Below are 26,669 nucleotides of genomic sequence, written 5' to 3' on the forward strand. Positions count from 1 at the left end.
GGAAGGAGTTTTTCATGATTCATACAAGGAAGATTGGATCGGCCACGCTCACCGTGGTGCGAGAGTACTCAGGTCCCTCACATGGTCCGAATCAGTTGCTTCCTGAGGTAGACCTGGCGGTCCTTGAAGCCAACAAAAATTGGCTCGCACCCGATTTCTGGATTCCCAGAGTAAACAAGTTTGTCGTGGCGCTGCATAGCTGGCTGCTCCAGGTTGACGATAAAGTCATTCTCATCGATACGGGCGTCGGAAACGGCAAGGAGCGCCCTTCCTTCGAGCGGCTGCACCGTCTCAACACGCAGTATCTCGGATGGCTCGAGGCGGCTGGCGCTCCCGTTGAATCGGTTACACACGTCATTGCGACGCACCTGCATGCCGATCATGTCGGATGGAATACGCAATACGTCAATAACGAATGGGTACCAACATTTCCTAACGCGCGCTACTTGATGCCTCGTGAATGCCTTGAGTACATGAGTGAAGCTTACAAAGACAACCCGACTCACGGGTACAGCCTCGCTTATGCGGACAGCGTAGTGCCGTTGCTTGAGCGCGGCCTGGTGGACGTCTTCGAATCGACTGACTTACTGGTAGATTGTCTTCAGGCCGAACCGGCTCCGGGGCACATGGTGGGACAAGCCAGTCTTCATTTCGAGTCTGAAGGACAACACGCCATGTTTTGCGGCGACATGATTCACCATCCTATTCAGGTTTTGCGCCCTGATTGGAACTCATGCTTCGATAGCCACCCTGAACTGGCTCGGGATACTCGCCGGCATTTACTCGGCCTGGCGGCCGACCGCAACGCGCTATTGCTTCCCGCGCATTTCGGCAATCCGCATTGTGGCTATGTCCGACGCGCCGGTAGCGGCTTTGCGTTTGAATCGGCGCCGTGGCCAGCCTCTACGATCTGACCGGGAAAACCTGATGCGCCACGCCATCGATATCCAAAGTCTGGCAGCAACTTCTCCTTAGTTTGACCACGTGCCGTTCACCCGGCCATCCACGTAAGTAACAACACATGTCTAATACGCTTCCAGTTCGCCCCATTCGCTTCTACCGAATGGCCACGTCGGGCCACTGTCATCGAGTAGAAGCTTTAATGGGCATCCTTGGACTGCCGTTCGAGCCGATCGAAATCGACCTACGCCAAGGTGATCAGCGCCAACCCGCCTTTCTTGCGCTGAATCCCTTTGGGCAGGTCCCAGTGATCGACGACAACGGCGTAGTTCTCGCCGACTCGAATTCGATCATGATTTACCTTGTGCAACGCTACGCGCCTGGCTCATCGTTGTGGCCCGATGACTCAGCCACGGCCGCCCGCATACATCGCTGGCTTTCGGCCGCCGCAGGCCAGTTGGCTTTTGGTGCGGCTGTCTTGCGCTTCGTCACCTTGCTTAAGCTATCGAAGCCCTGCGACGAAGAAATAGCGCGCGCGACAACGTTGTGTAGTCTGATGGAGCAGGCTCTGGAATCGGGCGGGGACGGGGCGTTCCTAGTAGATGGCATACCCACCCTGGCGGATCTCTCCATGTATGCTTATACGAAGCATCTGCCCGGCAGTGGTGTCCCGCTCTACAACTACCCTGCAATTCGCGCCTGGTTACCCCGAGTCGAGGCAATTCCCGGCTTTGTTCCGCTACGGGGTGTCCTTGAGTGAGTTCGACAATCCTAACTGGTGAATGACGAAGGGGGCCGCGTCGACGGATCGACGCGGCCCTTGATCAAGGTGCAGGACGGTTTTCCCCGCGACTCTCTGCCGGTCAGGTATAGCGATACCATCACCTTGGCATTCACGAATCTGCGTCGGGTGTTCAGACATCGTTTTAGAGCAAGCCTGGCATACCTACATGCCTACACTGTCGCAACTGGGGTAACAGGCGAAGCGACCGCACCTGGTAGGTTGAGGGGGGGCGCGGTAAGAAGGAAACGGTAGCGTTTGTGGTTGCGAAGCCATTGAGCCAGTGGCGTAAGCCGCCACAGTTCACCCAAATGAATCCCGAGTTTGAACAGACAGTGCTCGTGAAGCGGCAACGCCGCACAGCAGGGATCGTCACCATTCGCAGGATAAGCTTCCACCGCATAATTATCAGCGGCGATCGCGACCACACCGCTATCGGTTATCCATTGCAGAAGTCGCTCATCGCGTCCGTCCAGCGCCGCTCCCGTGGTGTGCATCTTGCTCGGGTCGGGATCCCGGTTCATCTTGAGGATGGATTCCGAGAATCCAGTATGAAGGCATAGAATGTCACCCGTCTCGATTTCTATCGAGTCGGCGTCAAGGATGCGCATGAAGGCATCGTAACCCACCACCGTGCGACCAAAGCCCAAATGGTGGTGCAAGTCGACCATGGCAGCACGCCCTTGAACACACTTTTGAGCCATGTTCTCGATTCCGAGTGCCTTTGCAGACGACGTGGAGAAGCTGCCGGGATCAACAAACACGCCCGCATCAGTTGGGCTGCTTGGTCCCACGATGTCCCTGCCCGCACGAAAACCGTTGTAATAGACTGACTCGGGCAGTCCATCGGCGTCTGCATCAAACCGCGAACCGACGTGAGACAGTCCATCCCATTGCGTCGAATACTGCAAGTGAAGCACCACCAGGTCGTCGGAAAGGACATCCGTTCGGCCAGGATCGAACTCATCGAGCACGCAATTGAAATTCACGTGTCCCTTTCGCAACGTGGGGCGGATCACTGGCGGATATCGATTCGCATGAAGCGCGTTGCCCCCGGGATAGTCGAGCGGCAGACTCAGGCAAAACGTCTCTCCCACCCGAACCTCTTCATGTCCCTTCAAAACCTGCTCCGCCGTAAGGAGGTTTAGGCGCCCCAATTGATCGTCTGGTCCGAAGTCGCCCCAATTCGAACTCTCGGGACGACGTTTCCAACGTTTTTCAGCCATTCTTTGCAGCCTCCATTCCGCCTGATTTACATCGCTACTTCGTTCTCAAAAGCCACAGACAATTCATGCGGTTTTTGTACGAAAACCTTTTGTTGCCGCGCTCCACAGACACGTCCACGTGAAATATTCCATCTGAATCTGGCACGAATCGGGAGCGGCGGCAGCACAGGAACTCCACGCGAAATCGGGTGCGCGTCGCGCGAAGATTACGCCGGGATATTCCGCTTGTTGATGAAGTCCTGTGTAAGGCCCGCAGCCATGGTCGCCATTTCCAGATGGGGCAAATGACCGCAGCGCGAGAAAATGCGAACATCGGCTCCCGTGATCGCATTGCCCCAGAGACGTGCCTGCTCGACCGACACGACTTGATCCTCTTTTCCCCACAGAATGAGTGTCGGACAAGCCAGCTTTGCCAACTCTGACTGCATCATCGGATTGTAGAAGCCTGGGCCACCAAGAAGAGAAGAAGTCGCCCAGTTCCTGGTTTCGATTTGTTGAATGTCCGGCGGATCCTGTGCCAGGATGCGCTCCACAAATCCCTGGTCAAAATACAGCCTGCGAAGGCGTTCCCCGCGGGACGGCAAAGTCCCCGGACCTGATCCATCGGGCCTCTCGCGCATACCGGCGGGAGCAATGAGTGTCAGGCTTTGAACCTCCGCCGGCGCCAGCAATGCAAGCATGCTGGCGAGCCAGCCACCCAATGAACTCCCGATCAGGTGAAAGCGTCCCAAACCGGCTGTAAAAGACTTGTAGTACTCGGCCAGGTCGGCGATCGAGACAATTGAATCCGGCCTTACAACTTCGCCGTAGCCAGGGTGTTCAGGCGCCAATACCTTAAAGCGGTGCGACAAGGATTCAAAATAAGGAAGCCAGCCAGTCAATCCGGCTGCGCCATGCAAGAAAAGGACTGTCTCCCCCTCGCCCCCTTCAAACATGCGAGACCGTACCCCAGACACCATGGTGTCACGTTGAACGTAAGCCATTCGATCACCCCAGAAAGAAACAATCGTCAAACAGGTTGCTGCTCGGAGACGTCATGGTCCGCGTTCGTGACCAGCATGAAATCGTTCGGATCGAACGCGTGCGTGATCTGCCAGAAATCGACCAGGCGCCAAGGCGACGTCATGGTCACGCGATTGCGCTTGTTTTTGTACCAGCTGGTGACCCCACGGTGTGACCAGACCATGTTCTGAAGCTTGTTATCAACGATGTCGTTGTAGTCTCTGTAGACATTCTCGCGCACCTCGATCGTCGCGACATCCTTTTCGACCATTTCCCGCACGGCCTGCAGGATGTAGGTCACCTGGCACTCCGTGTGAAAGATTGCGCTTCCGCCATGCGACAGAATGGTATTGGGGCCGGCAACGATGAAAAGATTGGGGAAGCCCGGTACCGTCATACCCTTGTATGCGCGAGGATCGTCATCACCCCAGACGTCACGAATCGACGTGCCGCCGAGCCCACGGATCTCCATCGGCCACAATAGCTTCGATGCGTGAAAGCCTGTAGCAAGGACAAGAACGTCGGCCTTGTACTCCGAACCATCCTTCGTCACCACGCCCGACTCGGTGATGTGTGAGATCGGGTCGGTAACCAGGTCCACGTTTGGACGCTTCAACATCTTGAACCAATTGTTATCACGCAGGAGACGCTTGCCGTATGGCGGGTAGTCCGGCGTGCACTTGCGAAGGAGTTCCTCATCGCCATCCAACTCATTGCGCATGTAGGCGATGATGTTTTCGCGCATCGCATGGTTCTCGCTATTGAGAGATTGCGCAGGCAGATGCCAGTTGGGATCGATGTGCAAGGTCTTGTGGAATCCGTCCGATGCGGCCCAGAACACCAGAAACCGTGCCCACTCGTTAAAGAGTGGGATGTTCTTGAGCGCCCACCTCTGCCCATCCGACGTCGGCCGGTGGTAGTTGGCATTGCCCATGGCCCAATGTGGCGTGCGCTGGAATATGGTGAGATTGTCAACGGCGCCGGCAACGGCAGGACCCACTTGCATCCCGCTCGCGCCCGTACCGATCATTGCGACACGCTTGCCGCTCAGGTCGACCCGGTGATCCCAATGCGCCGTATGCACCTTTTCACCAGCGAACGTCTCCAGGCCCTGGAAACTCGGTGTTGCAGCCACATTGTGTCCTGCCGCCGTGATGAGCACATTGCATTGCAGCACCTCGGCTTCCCCATCTGACGCACGACAGGAGACATGCCAGCGCGCGCCTGCCTCGTCAAAATTCGCACCGGTAACTTCGACGCCGAAGCGGATATGCTGACGAAGATCGAAATTGTCGACCGTGTCGTCGATGTACTTCCAGATCTCATTCTGAAGGGAGAAATGGCGAGACCAGTCGGGATTCGGATTAAATGAATACGAGTAAAACTGATTCGGCGTGTCGACGCCCGCTCCCGGGTAGTGGTTCTCGAACCAGGTGCCGCCAACGCCCGTATTACGCTCCAGGATGACGAAGGGAATGCCGGCTTCCTTGAGCCGAATACCTGCGCATACGCCCGACAAGCCAGCGCCCACGATTACAACCTTGAATGCGTCACGCCGGAACGACCCCGGATCGCTTCGCCACTGGAGCGCGCGTGTATCGACATTGCCCAGACGCAGTTCTTCAACGAAGAGCGGAACGTACTCCTCCGGGACCTCGGCGCCTACACTGGCGCTCATCATGCGGCGCAAAGACTTGGGATCCGGCAGAGGCGGCAACTGAGCGCCCTCTGCGGCAAACTCCTTGAGCGCTGTCACCAACCGCGTGCGAACCTTCTTCTTCAACGGTTCCGGAACAGACTCCAGAAAACTCCAGGCGCCCTTGATGTGGGGTGACACTTCGTCAAGAAGTGTGAAGTCTCCAGTCAGATAGACCAGCGTCATCAGCGCCGGGGCGAAATCTGCTGTTTCAAGAGCAGAGGTTAGCGCGCGCTCGTCGCGAACGGCTGCATCGAATGGACTTGTCATAGGTTACTCCGAATGGGCCTTTATCTTGAGGAGATGCAAGCATAGTCGGAGCAACTCAGTTCGTCGGCGATATCGATTGATGTAGGCAATCAGGAATCTTGATAGCACAAAAGGGGCAAAATATTGACGATGACGATAATCCGCCCACATCAAAAAGCGTGATCACCCCCATCTGAATAACTCGTTTGCCTCCGCCTGAGCCGGACCGTTATCTTTCAATATCCATCAACCAGGCGGACACATCAATGATCTACGAACTGCGTCAATACACCCCGAACCCCGAAAAAGAGTCGATCATGCGCGAGCGCTTCCTGAAGACGCTACCGCTCTTCGAGAAACATGGCCTCACACTCGTCTTCGCAACGAATCCGGTAGAAGATCCACGGCAGCTTTGGTATGTCCTCAGTTTCGAAAGCGAACCCGCGCGTGTCGCTGCATGGGCCGCGTTCCTGGCGGATCCGGAATGGCTTGAAATCAAGAAGCAAAGCGAGGTAGGTGGTCCCGTTTTGCAAGAAATCAAGAAATCGATCCTCGCCGGGGACTCCGCCGTGGCCGAAGCCTTGGCGGCTTCAAAATAATCTCGGCTTCAACGCAGCATGTGTTGATATCGCCTTTTTCTAAGCCGATGAACACTTGCTGACATTTCCATCGACGACAGCATATGAAATGCGGTTGGCGGGAAATCTGACTTCCGATACAAAATACCCACTATTGGAATCAGGTTTCCGGCCAACACGTCGTTCTGGATAGACAGTCGAATAGCCTGCTCAATGTACATAGCACTCAAGGAGGAAAAGTGGTGCGCACCGGTGAGCTCGTTAAAATTGCAGTCCTGGACGACTATCAGGGCGTCGCCTTGGAGATGGCCGACTGGTCCCGCCTTCGCGACAGAGCGGAGATCACCGTCTTCTATGACAACATCTCCGATTCTCAGGCCCTTATAGAGCGTCTTGCCCCATTCGACGTCCTCTGCGTCATGCGTGAACGCACGCCGTTGCCGCGCTCGATCATTGAGAATTTGCCGCGCCTGAGGCTCATTGCATCGACCGCGCCCCGAAATCGCTCCATCGACATGGAGGCCGCGAAGGAACGGGGCATCACGGTTGTCAACACCGGCTATGCCTCGACTCCCACTGTTGAACTGACGTGGGCCCTCATTCTGGCAAGCACCCGCCATCTCGTCGCAGAGTCCTCGTCCCTTCGTAAGGGTGAGTGGCAGACCAAAGTGGGAGAGGATCTGTACGGTAAGACGCTAGCGATCCTCGGGCTCGGAAATATCGGTACCAGCGTTGCAGCGATCGGTCGATCATTTGGCATGCAGGTAATCGCATGGAGTCAGAACCTCACGCCCGAGAAGGCGGCGGCGGCTCAAGTCAGCTACGTTTCTAAGGATGAACTCTTTCGAAGGGCCGACATCCTTTCCATACACCTGATCCTGAGCGATAGAACACGGGGGCTGGTTGGCGCAGAAGAGATCGCCTTGATGAAGCCGACCGCGCGGCTGATCAACCCATCGCGCGGCCCCATTGTTCGCGAGGCAGACCTGATCGATGCGCTAGCCACAAACCGGATAGCCGGTGCGGCGTTGGACGTGTTCGACGAAGAGCCACTGGCGAAGGCGCATCCGTACCGGTCATTGAGTAACGTGTTGGCTACGCCGCACATCGGGTATGTTTCAAACAGTCTGTACCGAACCTTCTACGGCGATACCGTCGATCATCTCGATCGCTGGTTGAGCAACCCGAAGTACACCGGCGAGGACGCCGTCGCGTAGCGTACCCACCCACCGATAACGCGAATCAGACCACTGATCTCCCACGCCTTGCGGCGCTTTGCAGCGTCCGCAGGCTTCAGCTTCTTACCCACACCATAGTCAAGAGGACGCCATGCCGGCAACGACATGTCACGGCGGCGCATTAGCGCTTGTATGCCGTTCCAATGTGAATGCATCAGATTGTCAAGGAGCTAAAGCGTGATATTAGGGGTTCCCACCGAAACCGCACCGGACGAAGCCCGTGTTGCGGTCACTGCGGAGACAGCTAGAAAGCTCGTTGATCAAGGCCACACGGTGCGTGTTCAAACTGGCGCTGGCGTTGCTGCCAGTGTCACCGACGCGGCCTACGAGGCGGCTGGCGCGGAGATCACCGATTTGGCCGGTGCTTTCAGCGCGGACATCGTGCTAAAGGTTCGCGCGCCCGTCGATAGCGAAACCGCGCTGATGCGACGTGACGCGGTAGTCATCGGCCTGCTCAATGCCTTCGACCCAGTCGGACTGCAACGTCTGGCGGCCGCCGGCCTGACCGGCTTTGCGCTCGAGGCGGCGCCGCGCACAACTCGTGCACAGAGCATGGACGTTCTCTCATCGCAGGCCAACATTGCCGGCTATAAGGCGGTCATGATCGCCGCCGAGAAGTACCAGCGCCTGTTCCCGATGCTCATGACCGCTGCCGGTACCATCAAGGCCGCACGCGTCGTCATTCTGGGCGTCGGCGTGGCAGGTCTGCAAGCCATCGCCACCGCGAAGCGCTTGGGCGCCGTCATCGAAGCGAGCGACGTGCGCCCGAGTGTCAAGGAGCAAGTCGAATCGTTAGGCGCGAAATTCATCGACGTCCCCTACGAAACGCCTGAAGAACAGGCTGCCGCGGAAGGCGTCGGCGGCTATGCTCGCCCCATGCCCCAAAGTTGGCTGGATCGTCAGAAACTCGAGGTCGCGCGACGCGTCGCGATGGCCGACGTGGTCATTTCGACCGCCCTGATCCCGGGCCGTCCCGCGCCCCGGCTGATTACGGAGGAGATGGTGATGGCAATGAAGCCCGGTTCGGTGGTCGTCGATCTCGCGGCACCGCAAGGCGGCAATTGCCCGCTAACCGAGCCCGGCAAGACAGTTGTCAAACATGGCGTCACGCTCGTGGGTGAAACCAATCTGCCGGCATTGGTAGCCGCCGACGCCAGTAGCCTGTACGCACGCAACGTACTGGACTTTTTTAAACTCATTTGCCCCGACAAAGGCGACTTCAGGATCGACTTGGAAGACGACATTGTGGCGGCCTGCCTCGTAACGCATAACGGTGAAGTGAGGAAGAAATAGATCATGGACATCGTCAATCACACAGTTATCAATCTGATCATCTTCGTGCTGGCCATCTACGTAGGCTATCACGTGGTGTGGACCGTCACGCCGGCGTTGCACACGCCCCTGATGGCCGTGACCAACGCCATCTCAGCCATCGTCATCGTTGGCGCCATGCTCGCAGCAGCGCTAACCGAAACCTACCTGGGAAAGACCATGGGCGTGCTCGCCGTAACGCTGGCTGCCGTAAATATCTTCGGCGGCTTCCTGGTCACCCGGCGCATGCTCGAGATGTTCAAGAAGAAAGACAGGAAGCCTGCCACTCGGACCGAAGGAAAAAAAGCATGAACGCCTGCCTGCAGTTCGAACGCACGTCCAGTCTTGATCTGTCGACTAACGAAATGCGTGCGGCGACAAGCCTGAAGGAAAACCAATTATGAGCATGAATCTCGTCACGCTGCTGTATCTGATTGCCAGCGTCTGCTTCATCCAGGCTCTCAAGGGATTGAGCCATCCGACCACCTCCATTCGCGGCAATCTCTTCGGGATGAGCGGAATGGCGGTGGCCACACTCACAACTGCAGCACTGATCGTCCAGATTGCGGGCGGTCACATCGTTGGTGTGGCGTGGGTTCTGCTTGGACTCCTCGTCGGCGGCACCGCGGGCGCCATCATGGCGCGCCGCGTTGAAATGGCCAAAATGCCCGAACTGGTAGCGTTCATGCACAGCATGATCGGACTGGCCGCGGTGTTCATCGCGGTGGCGGCCGTCGCCGAGCCGTGGGCCTTCCGCATCGTCGGCCACGGCGAAGCTATTCCTGGCGGCAACCGCGTTGAACTCGCGCTGGGTGCTTTCATCGGAGCAGTTACATTTAGCGGATCGGTCATCGCGTTCGGCAAGCTTTCGGGCCGCTACAAATTTCGACTATTCCAGGGTGCACCCGTGCAGTTCGCCGGCCAGCACCCACTGAATCTGATACTTGGAATCATCGCCGCTGTCTTCTGCTTCGCCTTCTGGCACACCCAAAGCTGGATGGACGTCATGTTGGTGATCATGCTGGGCTTCGCGCTCGGCGTATTGCTCATCATCCCGATCGGCGGCGCCGACATGCCTGTCGTCGTGTCGATGCTCAATAGCTATTCAGGCTGGGCCGCCGCGGGCATCGGCTTCAGTCTGAACAATGCCATGTTGATCATTGCGGGTTCCCTGGTGGGCAGCTCCGGCGCGATCCTCAGCTACATCATGTGCAGAGCGATGAACCGCTCGTTCTTCAACGTCATCCTCGGCGGGTTTGGCGGAGAGGTCGGCACACAGGCCCTTGGCGCACAACAGCAGCGTAACGTCAAAAGCGGCAGTGCGGACGACGCCGCCTTCGTACTGAGCAACGCTGAAACCGTGGTGATCGTGCCCGGCTATGGGCTGGCTGTCGCCCGCGCACAGCACGCCGTCAAGGAACTGGCAACGAAACTCACTGAAAAGGGGATAACTGTGAAGTACGCGATTCACCCGGTGGCTGGGCGTATGCCAGGACACATGAACGTGCTGCTGGCCGAAGCCGAAGTACCTTATGACCAGGTATTCGAAATGGAGGACATCAACGGCGATTTCGGCCAGGCTGATGTCGCGATCATCCTCGGGGCCAACGATGTGGTGAATCCGGCTGCGCACAACAAGGGCAGCCCGATTTACGGCATGCCGATTCTCGAGGCGTACAAAGCCAAAACCGTGATCGTCAACAAGCGCTCAATGGCCGCAGGCTACGCTGGGCTGGACAACGACCTGTTCTACATGGACAAAACCATGATGGTCTTTGGGGACGCCAAAAAGGTGGTCGAGGAGATGGGAAAGGCGATTGAATAACCGGGGCGGGACAGACGTGTTCGGCTAAGATATTGAGACCTGTCAACCTGTACTCACTTCGGAGCAGTGGAGTCAAAAAAAACTCAACACCCGGGCATGGCCACCCGAGTGTTGAGGTCAAACCGCGATCGCTGCTTCACGCAGCCGGTCTATAGTCGGTGTACCCCACAGAGCCCCCGCCGTAGTGACTTGCCGGGTTCGATTGATCGATTTTCAGCCCCTTCTGGAAGCGAGTAGTCAAGTCTGGATTTGCAATAAACGCTCGTCCGAAAGCAACCAGATCGGCAAGATCCTCCGCGAGGACCCTGTTTGCTCGCTCAAAATCGAACCCAACGTTCGCAATCAGATTTCCCTTGTATATTTTCCGGTAGTGCCGGTAGATTGCATCGCCCTGCAAATGAGCCACTGGCGTGCTGGAGAGGTCGCTCATTGCGCTCATGAGTAGCAAGTGGTTCAACTTGTAGTCATTGAGGCGGTTGATGACGTAATCGGAGGTAGGCAGCGTCTGGTCAGTCGAGATGAATTGCCCCAACTCCCCCGTTATCGGACCTGTCTTTACCCCGATACGGCCGGTATTCATCACATCGGACAGTGCATCGAGTACTTCGAAGAGAAATCTCGCCCTGTTTTCAACCGACCCGCCGTATTCATCTTCCCGATTATTGGTCAGCGGGTTAAGAAATTGATTGAACAGGTAGACGTACCCTGCCTGAATCTGGACGCCATCGAAGCCCGCATCGATCGCGTGTTGCGCCGCCCTCTGGAAATCCTTGACTGTCGTCTTGATCTGCTCGGTGCTCATTGCGCGGGGTTCTACCGTATCCTTGCGGCCCGATGCCGTGGGGCTTTGAAGACGAGGGTTGACGGCAGACGGAGCAAGCGGAGGCTGACCGCCAAAGAAATCCGGATGCGAAGTCGCGCCTGTGTGCCAAAGCTGAACGAAGATTTTCGCTCCTTTTCGATGAACCGCATCCGTGACGAGGCGCCATCCGCGAACCTGCTCTTCGGTATAGATACCTGGAACATCCGCCCAACCTACCGCCTGCGGACTGACCCAGGTTCCCTCAGTGATAATTGCGCCAGCAGAGCCCTCACCCGCGCGCTGGGCATAGTACTCGGCATGCAACTCTGTCGGTACCAAGCCCGTGTTCTCGGCCCGAGCCCGTGTAAGCGGCGCCATGACCACGCGATTCAGAAGCTGCTGGTCATTCAACAGATAGGGGCGAAATAATTGGTACTCTTGAATCGTCTCCATGGGAATCTCCGAATTAAGCATTAAGTCTTTCGCCGTCGCGTTCTTCATTGCTTGGCTTCCAGGATGTGATGCACGACTTAGGCGACAATAGCGTGTCGTCCAAATCGCACGGCTAGTGAATTGAGTCGCTTGCGACTCACGCATAGAATCGATGTGAATGCCAGGCGCCAGCGTGTAGTCGCTCGCAACAACCACAACGTCAATCAGCGACGGCGCTGCACCCTGAGCGAAATTCACATACTCTGCCAGTTGCGCCAAGTAGCCTCAGGCCGCCCTTTCCTTCAATTGATTTTGTGGTCGTGCGTTAAATCACGCGCTGTTTCTACAGACTGGTCATCGCCCTGTTCAGAACGCCTCAGAAATGTGACCGTTGCAGGATAACGCAGCCACCAATATAGAAGGTCATGGCAGGCCGAGGTGCGATATCGCCTGATGCGCCGAATCAGCGTTTCTGATCCGACCGCGGCTGTGCGTGAAGAGCGAGGTTCTACTTTAAGTTGGTTATCGCGAACCACCCTGTGATTGCGGGATAGCGGATCGTCTGGATACCGTGATATCAGGCAATCGGATCGATTGCTTCAGTTGACTTGCCGATGATGCGTCGGGTGAACGATGTCGATGCGACAGTTGGCAAACACTGTTCTTCCGAATCCTGCCGGCCCGAGAACAGCGGGTACTCTCCGAAAAGCCCGCTAAGCCAGTCGACGAGCACGCGAAGGGTCGGAGACAGATGCCGATTGTGGGGATAGACTGCCGAGATAGGCATTGGCGATGGCTTCCATTGCGACAGCACTTCGACCAGTTCGCCTGAACGCAAATGCGGCAGCGCCATAAAACGCGGCGCCTGCAACAGGCCTACGCCATTCAGACCACACGTAACATATGCCTCCGCATCGTTGACCGCAATATTACCGCGCATCTTCACCCCGACGGTTTGGCTGTCCACCACAAAGGTCATGTCCATCATGCGCCCCGTTCGACCGAGGAAATAATTCACCGCAACGTGATCGTCCAGATCCTTGAGCGTTTGAGGCGTGCCATTGAGCTGCAAATATGCCGGACTCGCCACCGTTACACGTTCAAAGATGCCAATGCGGCGCGCTACCAAACTTGAGTCCTGCAGCGTGCCGATGCGAATCACGCAATCGACACCGTCCTGAATCAGATCGGCCCGCTTGTCTCCGAAGCCAACCATTAACTCGATGTCCGGATAGCGTGCATGGAATTCAAAAAGTCTCGGCATCACGATCAGCTTTCCCAGCGCCACAGGTATGTCGACCCGCAGTTTGCCGCGCGGAGAAGCGAATGAGTTTAACAACGAACTTTCTGTCTCCTCGACGTCCGCGAGGATGCTCACGCACCGCTCGTAGTACGCGGCCCCATCTGATGTCAATCTCACCTGGCGCGTAGTACGCTGCAAGAGACGCACTTTGAGGTACGCCTCAAGGTTTTGGACGAGGTTGCTAACCGATGCACGCGGTAAATCCAGCGCCTCCGCTGCGCGCGAAAAACTGCTGGTTTCCACCACCCTCGTGAAAACCTTCATTGCCTGCAGGCGGTCCATCTATATCCTCCTCTAATCTCCCGAATATCGCTTCGTGGATCCGGATAGCCGGCGCTGGATGCGTAGCTTTTGCTCAACGATCTGATAAAAACGTCACTTCTGACCGTGCTTTCTGCGACGTCACGCTGCAGCTCGTCCGTTCGCAATATCGCCGAACAGTTGTTTCGCGTAGCTCCGGTAATCGACCTCCAGGGTGTAGCGGGCAGAACCGACATAGCGACGGCTGATCTCCGCCTGATGCGCGCGAATTTCATTCTTCATCTCACGCTCGCCGGGCAAAACTGTGTCCCCCGCCAGTACGGACGCGAGCCAACGCGCCTGAATTTCCACCAACGGGATGGTCGGTCCGATTGGCTGAACGAGCCCCAACATATAGAGACCGGGACGGGACGGCGCCACCATGCGTCGATAGAGTTCGACCTGCCCATCGGCCACTTCGAAAACGGTACGGTCCAGGAACGGAAAGCTGGCTCGATACCCAGTTGCGTGGATGATTACGTCGACAGGCTCTCTGCTGCCATCTTCAAAGATGACATGTGTTCCGTCCAATACCTTGATATTGGGCTTCACGCGAATCCAGCCATGACCGCAAAAAGGCAGCAATTCCTGGCTGAGCGTGGCATGCTCCCGCCAGACCGCATGTTTGGGACGAGGAACGCCGAATCGCGCCTGGTCCCCCGTCACCATAAAGGCGAGCCAGCGAACCAACGTGCGCGAGACGCGTGTCGGTAGACGCAAGCGTCGTGAGAAAAGCGTAGACCAACGGTCAGTCGGAATGCCCATGATGTACTTCGGCATAATCCACGCGCTGCGCCGTGTCGACAACAAGGTGCTTGCGGCGCTTTTACACAGGTCGACCGCGACATCAACCGCCGAATTTCCGATGCCAACGACAAGCACATTCTTGCCTTTGAATGGATCGGCTGTCCGATAATGGTGTGAATGGGTCTGCTCCCCCTCGAAGTCGCCTTTGAAATCGGCCCAGCGCGGATCCCAGAGGTGACCGTTGGCGACGATCACCGCACGAAAACGCTTGGATTCCCCGCTCGCCAGCGTTACCCGCCAGTTCCCGTCAGATTCCTGTTCGACTTTATCCACGCGAGAATTGAACCGGATATGAGGCCGTACGCCGAAGTGCTCTGCGTATTCTTCCAGATAGTCAAGAACTTCAAAGTGAGAGAGAAAGTCCGGATAGTGATCCGGAATGGGATAGTCAGAGTAGCCGAGGTTATTGCGGCTCGTGTCGATATGCAAACTGCGGTACGCAGACGAAAGCCCGTTGTCGTTCTCATATCGCCACATGCCGCCGATATTCGAACCGATCTCGAAGCATTCGAATGCGACGCCCTTCTCCTTCAGCGATTTTGCAGCCGTAACCCCCGATGACCCGGCACCAATGATGCACACGGGAAGTTGATCGAGATGACTCGAGGAATTCGATGGATTTTTCATGATTTCTTTCATTGCCTTATCTAATGAATAGATGAAGTTACTCACTGCGCGGAACTCGAGTCTCCGTGGCGGATTATCGATCTCCACACGTTTCCAAATAGTATGTAGTATTAATTATATATTTTAAATAAAATAGTCTTGATCGAACTCTGCTTGCTCCGACCACGAGTCCCCTATGTCAAACCGGCGAGGTAGTTTTCCACGATGGACTCGAAATTAGCATCGGCGCGTAGGCCAAGTCGGACTGCATTCGCCGAGGTGAATTCCTTGGGCCAACTATCGACGATGTGCTGAAGTTCGCTATCCACATCGAAAAGAATGCGGCCCACTGCGGCGCCGCTGCGCCGCCGCTCAACCGTCGCGACCATATCAGCTACGCTCACCGTCAGTGCGGGCAGATTCATTGCACGTCCGTGCGGCAGAGCGTCTTCGGGGAGGTTATGCAGCGCGATCAACGCCGTTGCCACGGCCTGCGCCGAAGCAACAGGAAGCCGCGTGTCCGGAGCAAGCGGCGACACGACGTCCCTGCCCATCAATGGCTCCCGGACGATCGCCGCAATCCGATCGGAAACGGCCGGTGTGGGTGCGCCATCGCGGATCAGAACAATGGGCAAACGCAGACCTCGGCCGTCAATTCTGCCCTTACGGCTGTAGTCGGCGACCATCAGTTCGGCAATCGCCTTATGCGCACCGTAGGTCGTGTCCGGCTCAGACCGAAGCGAGTCGTCAACGGATGCAGGCAGGTCCCCACCGAACACCGCGATCGAACTGGCGAACACGAATTTAGCTGACGTGGTCGAGCTCTCGACCAGACGCCGCAGCGACTCGACGTTGATCAGGTAGGCAGACTCCATATCGCGCTCGGCGTCCAGAGTAAGACTAGCAGCGAGGTGAAAGATGCTGTCACTGTCGAGCGACGCCAGATGGTCGACGAAACCAGCATCGGCCAGATCGCCTGTCAGTACGCGCACCCGTATCGGTGAATCTGGTGAAACTGGCGCGGGCGTTGACACTCGATCGACGAGGATAAGTTCTGTTATGGCGCTATCGCCTCGGTCGGGAAAGGTCAAATGTCCCGTGGTCAGCAGCGCCTTGGTTAGGGCCCTCCCGAGAAATCCCGCCGCGCCCGTAAGCAGTACCCGCATGGTTCAACCTCACCAGTCCAGTAAAGATCGCGAAATCTGTGCACTACTTTTCGACTAGCTGGGCTTGGCACCAGTGCTCAATCCCTCATCACCGTATCATTGCCGCTGCTATGACATCGGATTTGTCAGTCGATGGAAAACATACTACTCGGTATGTTTATTTCCCGCAAGGACTACTTGCGTCGTCGCCAATCCCTCTGGTCAATCGGTGCTCAATCTGTCCGGTCCGATGAAGTGCAATCCTCATTGCGTGCAAAGAGAGCAAAACTTGGTCGCCTTCATTCACAGAAACGCTCAATTTTCTCGTCGCAGGAAAGCTTACCTATCCCGATTTACCCCTATACCACGGGCGATTGCTCACCCGTCGTAGTCGTTTGTATTTCTCGGGACGGGCGTGGTCCGACTAGCCTCAAGCCCTGACTCTGCTTGGGTGACAGGATGGCGCCGCCAGTCTGGAGAGGAGTTATCGATCGCCCTGCTGACCACCTGTATCAGTATTCCTAATGCGGTCCATCACTGTATGTCGCTGCAGGATCGCCTCGACCGGCCTTAGATTCACACCTGAACATGACGTCACGGGCCGCTCCCCAATCGGAACTTACGATGAACGAGTCAACGAATCGTGAAGTCAGAAACTGGGTGATCGGTGAATCCGCACCTCAGTCCTCGTCGGTGCAGGTGGATATTGCGCCTGCCAGGAGAGGAGCGATAACGTCCAGCATCGAAGATATCGACAAGCACCAAACAAAAATTACTGGAGACGACGGTGAAAAAGAAGTACCTCATCGAGGCGATTATTTTCTTCAGCTACCTGACATTTGCTATGTCGTGGGTCGGTGCGTCCACCTTCATGCAGGACATCATGAAACAGGTGGGAATCCACAGTCTGACGCAGGCAAGTAGTCTCAGTACCGCGGTCACGATTGCAAAGATTGTCGGTACGGCGATTGCGGCGGCGATTGTCGGAAAGATCGGATTACGCCGCGCTGTGTTCTTAGCGGGATTGCTAGTCTGCTTCGGGATCTGCACGCCCCTTGTGACGAACTTCAGTTTGCTGATTGCATCTCGTTTTCTGATGGGCCTTGGTGGAGCACTGATGATCGTTTACTTCAACCCCATCGTGGTCAGTTGGTTCGCGCCCTCGGAACGCCCCGTGGTAAACGGCTTGAACAACATCACGTTCAATCTGGGTGCCGTCCTGACCATGTTCCTGCTTCAGCCCGCGGTTTCCGTGCTGGGAAGTTGGGGGCACGTACTGACTGCCATATCTTTTGCCAGCGTACTTCTGACACTCCTGTGGCTGATATTCGGGCAAGCAGGTCCCGTCAAAGCTGACGATGTAGCCGTGAAAGATGAGCACTATCCGTTCAGCAAGGGCCTGCGTGATCCGTTCACGTGGAAGCTGGCAACGATCTATTCGGGAATGCTCTCGTTTTACATCGTCATGTTCACGTTTTACCCTGCCGCCGGCATCAACGAGACGCATACCGTCTTGTTGTCCGGACTCGGCGGAGGCATAGCAGGCATGGTCGTAGCCAGTCGGGTGCGTGACAGAATGCGACTACTCCGGATAAGTGGCGCATTTCAGGTACTCTTCGCCTGCCTCCTGAGCTTCTCGAAGAACCCGACAATCGTGTTCCTTAGCGCCATTATGCTGGGCATCTTTTTGATTCTGCCGTTGGCCACGGTATTCACACTCGGACAGGATCAACCCGGAATGACTTGGGCTCGCGTCTCCGTCCGTTTCAGCATCTTCTGGTCGGTGAGCTATGTCATCGCAACAGCGGCAACGACGATATTCGCATGGCTCGTCGACATTTACCGCGGAGACTTTCATGCAGCGTTTGCGTTCATCTGCTGTGTCGAAGGTTTGTTCTTCCTCGGGTCATTGATGCTAAAAGATGGACGTCCTCAGGGTCATTTGCGGCTCGAAAGGGTCGCTTGAGTTAGCGCGCGAAAAAGAGACTTAAACGAAGATTCAAAACCAACTTATTAGCGAAATTCGCGGCATTCCTGCTGGCCGAAATACAACAATATTCACGCAATCAAGCTTGCAACTGTGCGCACAGGCCGGCGAGTGGCTTGGTCCGCCTGACCTCCCGGCCGGCTGGCGTTCACGACCAGTGTCTGGCGGAGGATCGCCTACATCAGATTGGTAACCTGAAACGGTACGAAAATTTGGGTAGCGCTGACAAAGCGATCTTTACCCTGAATGAATTATTCCGTCTGCAGAATAGAAATTTCGGAATAAAACTTAGCATCCCGTATTTATATTGCTTGCAAAAGCATATTGAAAAAATTAGGAGATTTTCGTGAAATTTCGGAATCTGATATCCGCTGGGTTCGGTTTAGGGTTTTCTCTCGCAGCAGCTACAGCATATGCACAGAGCAGCGTTTCGCTGTACGGCATCGTCGACACCGGCGTGGAATACGTCACGCACGCCAATGCCAACGGCAATAGCGTGCTTCGCATGCCAGGTATCACTGGCGAATTGCCGTCGCGGTGGGGCTTTCGTGGCAATGAAGATCTGGGTGGCGGACTGTCAGCCCAGTTCGTGCTGGAAAGCGGCATCAACATGCCAAACGGAAGTTTAGGGCAAGGCGGTCGGCTGTTCGGTCGCCAGGCATGGGTCGGAATCAACTCGCCGTATGGCTTGCTGTCCTTCGGGCGTCAATACACCATGTTGCTTTGGGCGATGGCGGACAGTGACATCCTTGGACCGGATATCTACGGGATGGCGGCCCTTGATCCTTACCTCGCATCCGATCGAAGCGACAATACGGTTTCCTATCGCGGAAAGTTCCATGGGCTCACCCTCGGCGCCACCTATTCGTTCGGTCGTGACTCGACGGGCACAGGCAATACGCCTGGGCAGGGCACCTGTGCGGGATCCGTACCCGGACAGCCGACTCAGTGTCGACAATGGTCTGGCATGGTGAAATACGACACCTCGTGGTTCGGCGTTGCAGGAGCATACGACGAACAGCGCGGCGGCACCAATGCCTCGGCAATTTTTTATGACGGGAATGCGGCTTTTCCGCTCACCAGCAGTGCCGACAAGGACACTCATACGTGGTTAGGCACGTACGCCGTGCTGGGTTCCGTTAAGGTCTCCGCCGGGTTTGTAGGGCGTAGCGTGACGACCGTGGCGGCAGGGCCCGATGTGCGTTCCAATATCTATTCTGTCGGCGCGTCGTGGCAGGCAACACCTGCGTTCATGCTCGACGGCGAGGCGTTCCGGATCATCAATCACGTTCAGGACGCGCGCGCCACCATGGTCACGTTGCGTGGCACCTATCACCTCTCCAAGCGCACGGCCGTCTATTTGCAGTCGGCCTATCTCAGCAACAGTGCGCACGCCGCCTATGCGGTTTCCGGCGCGGGCGGCACTACGCCGCCTCGCGGAGAAGGACAGTTGGGTGTGATGGCTGGCCTTCAACAGCTGTTCTGATTCGCAAGGCTCAGTTCTGTTGCAATTTGGCCACCGCGCTCGAAGCCATAACAGCCGAGCGCGGAACACTTATCAAGATCAGCCAGGTAAAGTTTCCGAACAACACTGTGAAACAGAGTCACCGCGCGATCAAGCGGCGCACCCGGGTCCACGCCCGGGTGTAAGTAGGTTTCTTTGCGTCTGTATTCTGTCTGTCGGCATCAAGGATCGAAGGAGAGATCCGTACACGCACCGCCGGTTGCCGGTTAATCAGACGAGTGCGGCGTTGATTATTCGGATCTGGGTAAAGTCTTCCAATCCCTCGACGCCTTGCTGACGACCAATGCCAGACTGCTTGGCACCTCCAAACGGCACATCGAAAGGCAGCGCCAGATGCTGGTTGACCCAGACTGTGCCGGTCTCAATGCGCGAAGCGATCTCAATACCTCGCTGCGGGTTTGAGGTCCACACCGTTCCGCCGAGGCCATAATCGCTATCGTTAACGCGTGCAATCACTTCATCGATATCGTCGTAGGCAAGCACTGGCAGAATCGGTCCGAACTGCTCTTCCCGCACAAGGCGCGCGTTGTCCGGCAAATCGCGCACGATTGTCGGTGCAATGAAATAGCCATCGCCTGCGATCGGTTCGCCGCCAGCGACGATCGTTCCGTTGGTCCGCGCATCTTCGATAAAGGCAAGCACTTTTTCGTACTGAGCTCGATTCTGGATCGGGCCAATCGTCGTATCGTCTTCGAGACCGTCCCCGACCTTGGACTCGCCTGCCAGGCGGGCAAGCGCGTTACACAGCGCATCAACCATCGCGCGCGGGGCATAGACTCGTTTGGTAGCAAAGCAAACCTGACCTGCGTTGACTGTTGCCGATCGGTACACCTTTGGCGCGACCTTGTCGAGATCCGCGTCGTCGAGAATGATTGCAGCGTCGTTGCCACCGAGTTCGAGGGTAAAGCGCTTTAATGTATCCGCGAGGCTGTGCAACACCTTCTTCCCGGTCGGCGTCGAGCCAGTGAAGCTCACGTGAGCAACGTCTGGATGACTGGTCAGGAATGGTCCCAAGTCATTCTGGTCTACGATAGTCTGGAACACACCGGCCGGCAATGCCGTTGATGCAACCTCTCCCAGCATGAGTGTAGTGAGCGGTGTGGTAGGTGCAGGCTTCGCGATTACTGCGTTGCCAGTGATCAACGCCGGCCCCAACTTCTGCATCAGCAGAATGAGCGGGAAATTCCACGGGTTGATCGCCACTATCACACCTTGCGGATACCGCTGCTCAATGATGCGTTCCTTCCGGGTCTCGCGCAGCACGCGGAACTCCAGTTTAAGAGACGCGAAGTAGCGCAGCGCAGCGACAGCCCCGCCAACTTCGAACTTCGCCTCTTCAAGTGGCTTGCCCTGCTCCTGCGTCAAAACGCGCGAAAATTCGTCAAAGCGCTCCTCGATCCCATCAGCGAACTGATCAAGATATGCTCGACGTTGTGGGAAGCTGAGTTTCGACCAGACTTGGAAAGCACGTTTCGCAGCAGCAACTGCTTGCTCAGCCTGGGGCATATCCGCGCGGGGCGCGGTGGCAAATACCCTACCCGTGGCGGGATTGATGACGTCGAGCGTCTCTGCGCCCGCGACAAGTTCGCCATCGACAAGAAGACGATAGGTCATTTTTAGCTGCTCCAGTCCGTAAGCCTGTGCGTCGCTCGATAGCTGGCATCAGATTTCGATTACTGATCTTATGACCTAGACGTTTGCTTAGCTACGATGTTGGCTGATGGAACGGATCAGGAATATTGATCTCATGTCGAGAATCACTGGTTTGCCTCTCATCATTCAAGTCGAGTCGACAAAGTGCCGGGAGTGCCGGCACTTGCAAAGCCAAGCTTTGAGCGCCGCAACCGATGTCTCGTCAAAGCCGGCTGGGCTGTGCAGCCGCGTTGTTTTCTTTGCGGTGAAGTGCTTATGCAGAACGCAAAGCAACTGTCGATGGGGCGATGCCTCTCGTCGGAGGCGAATTCTCCTCGCCTCGACCAAGAGCGGTTGAATGACCGATCCTGCTGCCCTGTGAATTCACGACGCGGGAGACTTTGAAAGGAAGTGCAAACGGGGCGACATGTCGCCCCAATCTGCCAGTCAATTAACGGACGACAGAAACCGGCGGCGAGTAGGTACTCTCGGTCATATCACCCCGTCGACCCGACTCCGAAGTGCCGGTAGCGCCTTCCCCATAGCCAGCGTGGTCGGCTTGCACTGTGCCGTTTTGCGCAGCAACACGCGCTTCAGCCGCCTGGATATTTTCCGGGTAGTGAATCCAGTCACCGGGGTTGTAACCTGCCTTCTCAACCTGAATTAGTTCGGCACGAACCTGCGCGCGGCTAACAGGTTCACTAGACTGCGCAAACGAAACGATTGGAGCAGCGAGCACGGCGACGAATGCCGCAACTTTGATAAGCGATTTCATGATGACTACCTGCAAAGATTGTCTGGTTCGATGGTGTTTGCTGCGAACACTTTTGTTCGCAGCCCATACGTAAAGTGTAGAGAACCGGATATCTAGGGTAAATACTTAACTTCCGAATTCACTGTTTGTACAAACAAGACAATCGCGGCGCCAAGTGGCCAAATGGTTAGATCTTTTCTAATTTCGGGCCGATTGTGCGGTGATGATGCGTCACGTGGTCGCCATTGAAACGCAGAAACAGGAGGCATCAGGATGCACACGCCCTCGGCATAGCAGGCACGTCAGCGCACGGATTTCCCGCGCTAGGAGGTTAGCCGGCGGCCGACTTATTTTGCGCGAGACGGCCGTCGCTCAGGCTTATCCTGCTGCAAAGCTGCCCTCGTCCGGACACCGTCAATCAGTGTGCGGACCATCTGCTTCGCGAGATTGGCGCGTGTGCGCGCCGAGGAATCGACGTTGGGTCGATACCATATGAGCGACCATTGAACGCCGCCGAGCATCGTCTTGACCGCAATGGAAATGTCGACGTCCGCCAGCGAACCATCTTTCTTCGCAATCGCCGCCTGATTCTTGAACAAGGCTTCAAAGTGGTCCCGGCTCGCGATCAGTTCGTCAAGTGTCGAGCGCTGCCCGGGCGTGGTTGCGCCGAACCGGTGCATTTGCACACCCTGCGCGACGACGCTTTCAAACGTATGATTCTCGAGAACTGCCAGCGCGTGCGCGTAAAGCATGGCCGCAAGAACGGTCGCGCCGTCACCTTCGGTTTCGCGAGCGGGCTCGACCGCGGCGAACAGCCTTGCCATCCCTTCACGGTGTACATCGAAGAACAAGTCGATCTTCGACGCGTAATGGTGATAGACCCGCCCCTTGGTTGCACCGAGTCGGCGCGCTACGTCGTCGATACTGGTGGCATGGTAGCCCTGCTCCATAAAGCACTCGGCCGCGACCGAAAGAATTTCCTGCTTGCTTGGAGTCATACGCAAAGTCATGGTTAGGGAAGTAACTCGTCAAGCCGATGTATACCGGCTGCGCCAAATACGCAAAAACAGAATGCTACCCTACTATTCGCCCGGCGCGAACAACGACTGAGCTACGTGAATTTGTTGGCGCAACCTGAATTGTGAATTCACCGCAGTGTGTTTTCTACTGCAATTCGTTCCGATACTGTATCGACACAAATCACCGAATTGAGGCTGAAATGCATTTTGATTTTGCAAAACTGGACCGACAACAACGATACAAGCTGCTCGGCGCGACTGTCGTACCACGCCCTATCGCGTGGGTGTCGACACTCAACGCTGACGGCACCTTGAACGCCGCGCCGTTTTCATTCTTCAACGTCTTTGGCGAAGCGCCAGCCGTTGTGGGATTTTCCATTCTTCACCGTTCGGCAAGCGACCTAAAGGACACGGGGCAGAATATCCGGATGCAGCAGGAATTCGTCGTGAATCTGGTGAGTGACGAAAATCTCGAACAGATGAACATTTCTGCCATCGAGTTCCCCCCCGAGATCGACGAATTCACTGAGGCGGGACTGATCCCCGCTCCATCCGAGCACATCAAGACACCGCGTATCGCGCAGAGCCGCGTCGCGTTCGAGTGCAGGCTCATGCAGATCATTCCGCTCGGCGATATGCGTTCTCTAGTCCTCGGCGAAGTACTGGCCATGCACGTTGATGATGAAGCTGTGCTTGACGCCGAGCGTGCCTGGATCGATACGGACAAGCTTCATCTAGTGGGGCGTATGCACGCGAGCGCATACGTTCGCACCTCCGACATCGTCGATTTGCCGCGCATCCCGGTCGAAGACTGGACTTTGATAGACGGCCCTGGCTACAAACCTTGACTGATGGCCGGCAGGGCCCGCATTAGTTCGAACAACGCTGCGGAGGTCAGTCGCGACTTCAGCTCACAGAACTTCAAACACGCTGTACGTGGGTCCGTTTGCGAACCGATGGCCGGTGCCAATAGCCATGATGCGGTTCAGCCACTCGTATCGACCGGGCGGCGCTTCGAAGATGGGGTTGATCCGGAAGTAGTAGCTTGATGGATCAACAACCTCACCTTTCTCGAGTCGCTGTATCACTTCGGCTGGCCCATGGCGAACGCCGCGGTACGACATGGTGATCGTCGCATCGTCGTCAGTCTGCAGAAGAAGGCGTACGTCAAGCGTAGTACTGCCGTCGCTACGTACGGCCTGCCAATCGCTGCCCCCATCCAGCACTTTTCCGGACAATCGGTCGCCTTCGAACGACCCCGATGGGACGATACCCACACGACGAAAAGGTCCCGGGGTAGCGCCGACAACAACGATCGGCTTGACGTCGAGTCGCATGACAAACAATGGGCGGGTCTGCACACTTTTAAGTGGTGCGGGAAGGCTATCAAAGAGTGTAGTGGACAAGTTTCACCTCGTGAATGATGCCGCGGGCTTCCCCACGTCGTTGATATTAACGCATGCCCTATTGAAGCGTCTTTCGAACACATCAAGAATCAGCGCCTTGTTCATGGACAGAACAGTCTGGTGATGAATAACTAGCCTTAGGAGGCCGTTTTTCCGCCGTTGATCCTGATGATTTCGCCGGTGATAAAGCTCGCCTTGTCAGACGCGACGAACACGATCGCGTCGGCGATCTCTTCGGGCGTTCCCGCGCGCTTGAGCGGAACGTTCGTGAGAAAAGCGGCTTTTCGCTCCGCGGTGCCGGTTAGCCGTTCGAGCATCGCGGTCTCGACCGGACCCGGAGCGATGGCGTTGACGCGCACGCCTGAAGCGGCACCCTCGATCGCCGCCGACTTTGTCAGACCTTCCACCGCGTGCTTGCTTGCCACGTAAAGAGAGGCGTTTGCCGCGCCGCGTGAACCCATCGTCGATGAAATATTGACGATGCTGCCACTGCCCTGCGCCAGCATGACGCGCATCTCGTGCTTCATGCTGAGCAACGTGCCGAGCACATTAGTATCAAAGACGGCTGCATAGCCCTCAGGCGTGCGCTCCGTTACTGGTCCGTTCTGACCTTCGGTGCCCGCGGAGTTGACAGCGACGTCGAGCCGGCCAAAGCGCGTAACCGTCTTGTCGACGAGGTCGCGTACCTCGTCTTCGAACCGGACATCGGACTGGATGAACTCGGCTTCTGCACCGAGCGTGCGAAGCTCTTCAGCCAGCTGCTGGCCTTGGTCCGCGCGACGTCCGGAGACGACGACATGGGCGCCTCCACGGGCAAAAGCCAGCGCGGTGGCGCGGCCAATTCCAGTCAACGCACCAGTGATCAGAACAACGGGATGGGTAGACATTGTGTTTCCTCAGTGAAGTTTGCGAAAACGGACGACGGAGCCGCTCAAAGACTGAAACCGGCGTCAGCGCCTGAGCCGGCTGCCCCGCTTAACCAGGCCTGCTGAACGAAAGCGGGACACGCTGGCCCGTGCGATTCGATTCCGCGATCTGGTCCATCAGTTCATGCATCCGGATCGCATCCGCGAAAGTGGGCGCAAGCGTCGAACCAGTTTTGACATCGCGTGCATGGGCGGCGTACAGGTTCGCCAATTCCAGCACACTCGCGCCAAGTTCGCTTGGCGGCAGCCAGTCATATTCCGCAGGAATCGTCAGTTGAGTAAGCGGCTGCCGGTCGCCCTGCGCGATTTCGAAGCGGTTGAAGGCGTCGCCGAAGCTGGTGGTGTTCCAGATTTTCAGGTCGCCCTTACTGCCTGTCACGTCGAGCTGCATACCGAAGTTATTGCGCTTCCCCGCCTCGATATGGACCGTCAGCACGGCGCCATTGGCGAAAGTCCCTGCCAGCACGACCTGGTCGGCACTCGTATGCGGAAATGTTTCTCCGGTTTCAACCAGCGTGACTTCCTTGAACTGGTTGACAGTCAGCGCGGACAAGCTCTGAGGATAGCCAACCATCGTCGTGAACAAGGCATCCAGGAAGTGGCCGCCGTAGATCGACAGCAGGCTGGAGAAATTCTTTTCGGGGATCGTGAAATACAGCGAAGCGGGCCGTTCGCGCTGGAAGTACTCGACACTCACATGCAGGCGCACCGAACGGACTTCGCCGATTTCGCCCTGGTCCAGTAGATCGTGCACATAGCGGTAGCCTGGATTGAGGCGCCGTTGCAGGCCCACGATGGTGCGCACGCCTGCTTTGTCGGCCAACGCGAGCAACTCCTTCGACAACGCTGTACTCGGCGTCAGCGGCCATTCGCAGTAGACGTCCTTGCCGGCCTCGATGGCCGCGCGGATGCCCTCTTCGTGCTGGAACGCGGGCGTCAACACGAGCACGAGATCGACTTCCGGATGCGATACCAGTTCCTGCAACGAGGCTGCGGCGTATTTGAATCCATGACGCGCGACCAGCGCTGCCGCCTTTTCCGCGCTGCGGCTATACACGGCCGTCAGTTCATATTCCGGCAGCAGTTGCAGCGAAGGCAGGTGCCCATATTCCGACCAGTTGCCCAGCCCGACGACGCCGACCCTGATTTTACCGGAGCCTGTAGCTCGACTGACGATACTGTTCACAAGAACTCTCCAGTTTGACGCTGGGCAGACCAT

General features: G+C 56.7%; 23 protein-coding genes and 1 pseudogene. 11 read left to right on the plus strand and 13 right to left on the minus strand.

Annotated elements, in window-relative coordinates:
- The first annotated feature begins 14 nt into the window (after positions 1-14).
- On the plus strand, positions 15-914 hold the full coding sequence (locus M0D64_RS06285) for an MBL fold metallo-hydrolase (protein ID WP_266257023.1): 900 nt from the start codon (positions 15-17) through the stop codon (positions 912-914).
- A 107-nt stretch (positions 915-1,021) separates the two neighbouring features.
- The gene (locus M0D64_RS06290) at positions 1,022-1,660 is read left to right on the plus strand and encodes a glutathione S-transferase family protein (RefSeq protein WP_266257024.1); all 639 of its coding nucleotides are present in this window, start codon (positions 1,022-1,024) and stop codon (positions 1,658-1,660) included.
- Between the two features lie 194 nt (positions 1,661-1,854).
- On the opposite strand, the gene M0D64_RS06295 is transcribed toward M0D64_RS06290, so the two are convergent.
- The 3 genes from M0D64_RS06295 to M0D64_RS06305 all read right to left on the minus strand — a co-directional run bounded on the left by M0D64_RS06295 (position 1,855) and on the right by M0D64_RS06305 (position 5,875).
- Entirely contained in the window at positions 1,855-2,907 is a 1,053-nt protein-coding gene (locus M0D64_RS06295) for a cyclase family protein (RefSeq protein ID WP_266257025.1), read from the minus strand.
- Between the two features lie 206 nt (positions 2,908-3,113).
- The gene (locus tag M0D64_RS06300; protein WP_266257026.1) at positions 3,114-3,842 is read right to left on the minus strand and encodes an alpha/beta fold hydrolase; all 729 of its coding nucleotides are present in this window, start codon (positions 3,840-3,842) and stop codon (positions 3,114-3,116) included.
- A gap of 74 nt (positions 3,843-3,916) precedes the next feature.
- A complete protein-coding gene (locus M0D64_RS06305; RefSeq protein WP_266257027.1) occupies positions 3,917-5,875 on the minus strand; it encodes an NAD(P)/FAD-dependent oxidoreductase in 1,959 nt (652 codons plus the stop codon).
- A gap of 245 nt (positions 5,876-6,120) precedes the next feature.
- Between M0D64_RS06305 and M0D64_RS06310 the strand changes: the two genes are divergently transcribed.
- The 5 genes from M0D64_RS06310 to M0D64_RS06330 all read left to right on the plus strand — a co-directional run bounded on the left by M0D64_RS06310 (position 6,121) and on the right by M0D64_RS06330 (position 10,806).
- On the plus strand, positions 6,121-6,453 hold the full coding sequence (locus M0D64_RS06310) for an NIPSNAP family protein (protein ID WP_266257028.1): 333 nt from the start codon (positions 6,121-6,123) through the stop codon (positions 6,451-6,453).
- Positions 6,454-6,671: 218 nt separating this feature from the next.
- Positions 6,672-7,649: a D-2-hydroxyacid dehydrogenase family protein gene (locus M0D64_RS06315; RefSeq protein WP_266257029.1), complete on the plus strand. Its 978-nt coding sequence runs from the start codon at positions 6,672-6,674 to the stop codon at positions 7,647-7,649.
- A gap of 198 nt (positions 7,650-7,847) precedes the next feature.
- On the plus strand, positions 7,848-8,963 hold the full coding sequence (locus M0D64_RS06320) for a Re/Si-specific NAD(P)(+) transhydrogenase subunit alpha (protein ID WP_266257030.1): 1,116 nt from the start codon (positions 7,848-7,850) through the stop codon (positions 8,961-8,963).
- 3 nt (positions 8,964-8,966) lie between these two features.
- Complete coding sequence (locus tag M0D64_RS06325; protein ID WP_266257031.1) at positions 8,967-9,293, plus strand: NAD(P) transhydrogenase subunit alpha; 327 nt, start codon at positions 8,967-8,969, stop codon at positions 9,291-9,293.
- 88 nt (positions 9,294-9,381) lie between these two features.
- Positions 9,382-10,806, plus strand: coding sequence for an NAD(P)(+) transhydrogenase (Re/Si-specific) subunit beta (locus M0D64_RS06330; RefSeq protein WP_266257032.1), 1,425 nt, complete (start codon positions 9,382-9,384; stop codon positions 10,804-10,806).
- 136 nt (positions 10,807-10,942) lie between these two features.
- On the opposite strand, the gene M0D64_RS06335 is transcribed toward M0D64_RS06330, so the two are convergent.
- The 4 genes from M0D64_RS06335 to M0D64_RS06350 all read right to left on the minus strand — a co-directional run bounded on the left by M0D64_RS06335 (position 10,943) and on the right by M0D64_RS06350 (position 16,222).
- Entirely contained in the window at positions 10,943-12,109 is a 1,167-nt protein-coding gene (locus M0D64_RS06335; protein ID WP_266257033.1) for an alkene reductase, read from the minus strand.
- Positions 12,110-12,617: 508 nt separating this feature from the next.
- Positions 12,618-13,625: a LysR family transcriptional regulator gene (locus tag M0D64_RS06340; RefSeq protein WP_266257034.1), complete on the minus strand. Its 1,008-nt coding sequence runs from the start codon at positions 13,623-13,625 to the stop codon at positions 12,618-12,620.
- A gap of 120 nt (positions 13,626-13,745) precedes the next feature.
- On the minus strand, positions 13,746-15,122 hold the full coding sequence (locus M0D64_RS06345; protein WP_266257035.1) for an NAD(P)/FAD-dependent oxidoreductase: 1,377 nt from the start codon (positions 15,120-15,122) through the stop codon (positions 13,746-13,748).
- Between the two features lie 128 nt (positions 15,123-15,250).
- The gene (locus M0D64_RS06350; protein WP_266257036.1) at positions 15,251-16,222 is read right to left on the minus strand and encodes an NAD-dependent epimerase/dehydratase family protein; all 972 of its coding nucleotides are present in this window, start codon (positions 16,220-16,222) and stop codon (positions 15,251-15,253) included.
- A gap of 766 nt (positions 16,223-16,988) precedes the next feature.
- On the opposite strand from M0D64_RS06350, the gene M0D64_RS06355 reads away from it, so the two are divergent.
- The 3 genes and pseudogenes from M0D64_RS06355 to M0D64_RS06365 form a co-directional block, all read left to right on the plus strand.
- On the plus strand, positions 16,989-18,167 hold the full coding sequence (locus M0D64_RS06355; RefSeq protein WP_266257037.1) for a CynX/NimT family MFS transporter: 1,179 nt from the start codon (positions 16,989-16,991) through the stop codon (positions 18,165-18,167).
- 382 nt (positions 18,168-18,549) lie between these two features.
- Positions 18,550-19,674 carry a porin gene (locus M0D64_RS06360; protein ID WP_266240174.1) on the plus strand — a complete coding sequence of 375 codons (1,125 nt, stop codon included), beginning with the start codon at positions 18,550-18,552 and terminating at the stop codon, positions 19,672-19,674.
- A 23-nt stretch (positions 19,675-19,697) separates the two neighbouring features.
- Positions 19,698-19,820, plus strand: a pseudogene (locus M0D64_RS06365) (IS6 family transposase); the annotation flags it as partial.
- 103 nt (positions 19,821-19,923) lie between these two features.
- On the opposite strand, the gene M0D64_RS06370 reads toward M0D64_RS06365, so the two are convergent.
- The 3 genes from M0D64_RS06370 to M0D64_RS06380 all read right to left on the minus strand — a co-directional run bounded on the left by M0D64_RS06370 (position 19,924) and on the right by M0D64_RS06380 (position 23,097).
- Complete coding sequence (locus M0D64_RS06370; protein WP_266240098.1) at positions 19,924-21,327, minus strand: aldehyde dehydrogenase family protein; 1,404 nt, start codon at positions 21,325-21,327, stop codon at positions 19,924-19,926.
- Positions 21,328-21,796: 469 nt separating this feature from the next.
- Positions 21,797-22,120 carry a DUF4148 domain-containing protein gene (locus tag M0D64_RS06375; protein WP_266257038.1) on the minus strand — a complete coding sequence of 108 codons (324 nt, stop codon included), beginning with the start codon at positions 22,118-22,120 and terminating at the stop codon, positions 21,797-21,799.
- A gap of 326 nt (positions 22,121-22,446) precedes the next feature.
- The gene (locus tag M0D64_RS06380; protein ID WP_266240099.1) at positions 22,447-23,097 is read right to left on the minus strand and encodes a TetR/AcrR family transcriptional regulator; all 651 of its coding nucleotides are present in this window, start codon (positions 23,095-23,097) and stop codon (positions 22,447-22,449) included.
- Between the two features lie 221 nt (positions 23,098-23,318).
- Here M0D64_RS06380 and M0D64_RS06385 point away from each other — a divergent pair, with 221 nt between their 5' ends.
- Positions 23,319-23,966, plus strand: a complete 648-nt coding sequence (locus tag M0D64_RS06385; protein WP_266257039.1) for a flavin reductase family protein — start codon at positions 23,319-23,321, stop codon at positions 23,964-23,966.
- A gap of 63 nt (positions 23,967-24,029) precedes the next feature.
- Here the strand turns inward: M0D64_RS06385 and M0D64_RS06390 are convergent, their stop codons facing one another.
- From M0D64_RS06390 to M0D64_RS06400, 3 genes are all read right to left on the minus strand, one after another.
- Positions 24,030-24,524 carry a DUF3237 domain-containing protein gene (locus tag M0D64_RS06390; protein WP_266240101.1) on the minus strand — a complete coding sequence of 165 codons (495 nt, stop codon included), beginning with the start codon at positions 24,522-24,524 and terminating at the stop codon, positions 24,030-24,032.
- Positions 24,525-24,661: 137 nt separating this feature from the next.
- Positions 24,662-25,411 (minus strand): SDR family NAD(P)-dependent oxidoreductase, encoded by a 750-nt coding sequence (locus tag M0D64_RS06395; RefSeq protein ID WP_266240102.1) that lies wholly within the window; start codon positions 25,409-25,411, stop codon positions 24,662-24,664.
- An 88-nt stretch (positions 25,412-25,499) separates the two neighbouring features.
- The gene (locus M0D64_RS06400; protein ID WP_266257040.1) at positions 25,500-26,636 is read right to left on the minus strand and encodes a Gfo/Idh/MocA family protein; all 1,137 of its coding nucleotides are present in this window, start codon (positions 26,634-26,636) and stop codon (positions 25,500-25,502) included.
- Between the last annotated feature and the right edge of the window lie 33 nt (positions 26,637-26,669).

Source organism: Paraburkholderia sp. WS6 (genome assembly GCF_030464835.1).
GTDB classification, from domain to species: Bacteria; Pseudomonadota; Gammaproteobacteria; order Burkholderiales; family Burkholderiaceae; genus Paraburkholderia; species Paraburkholderia madseniana.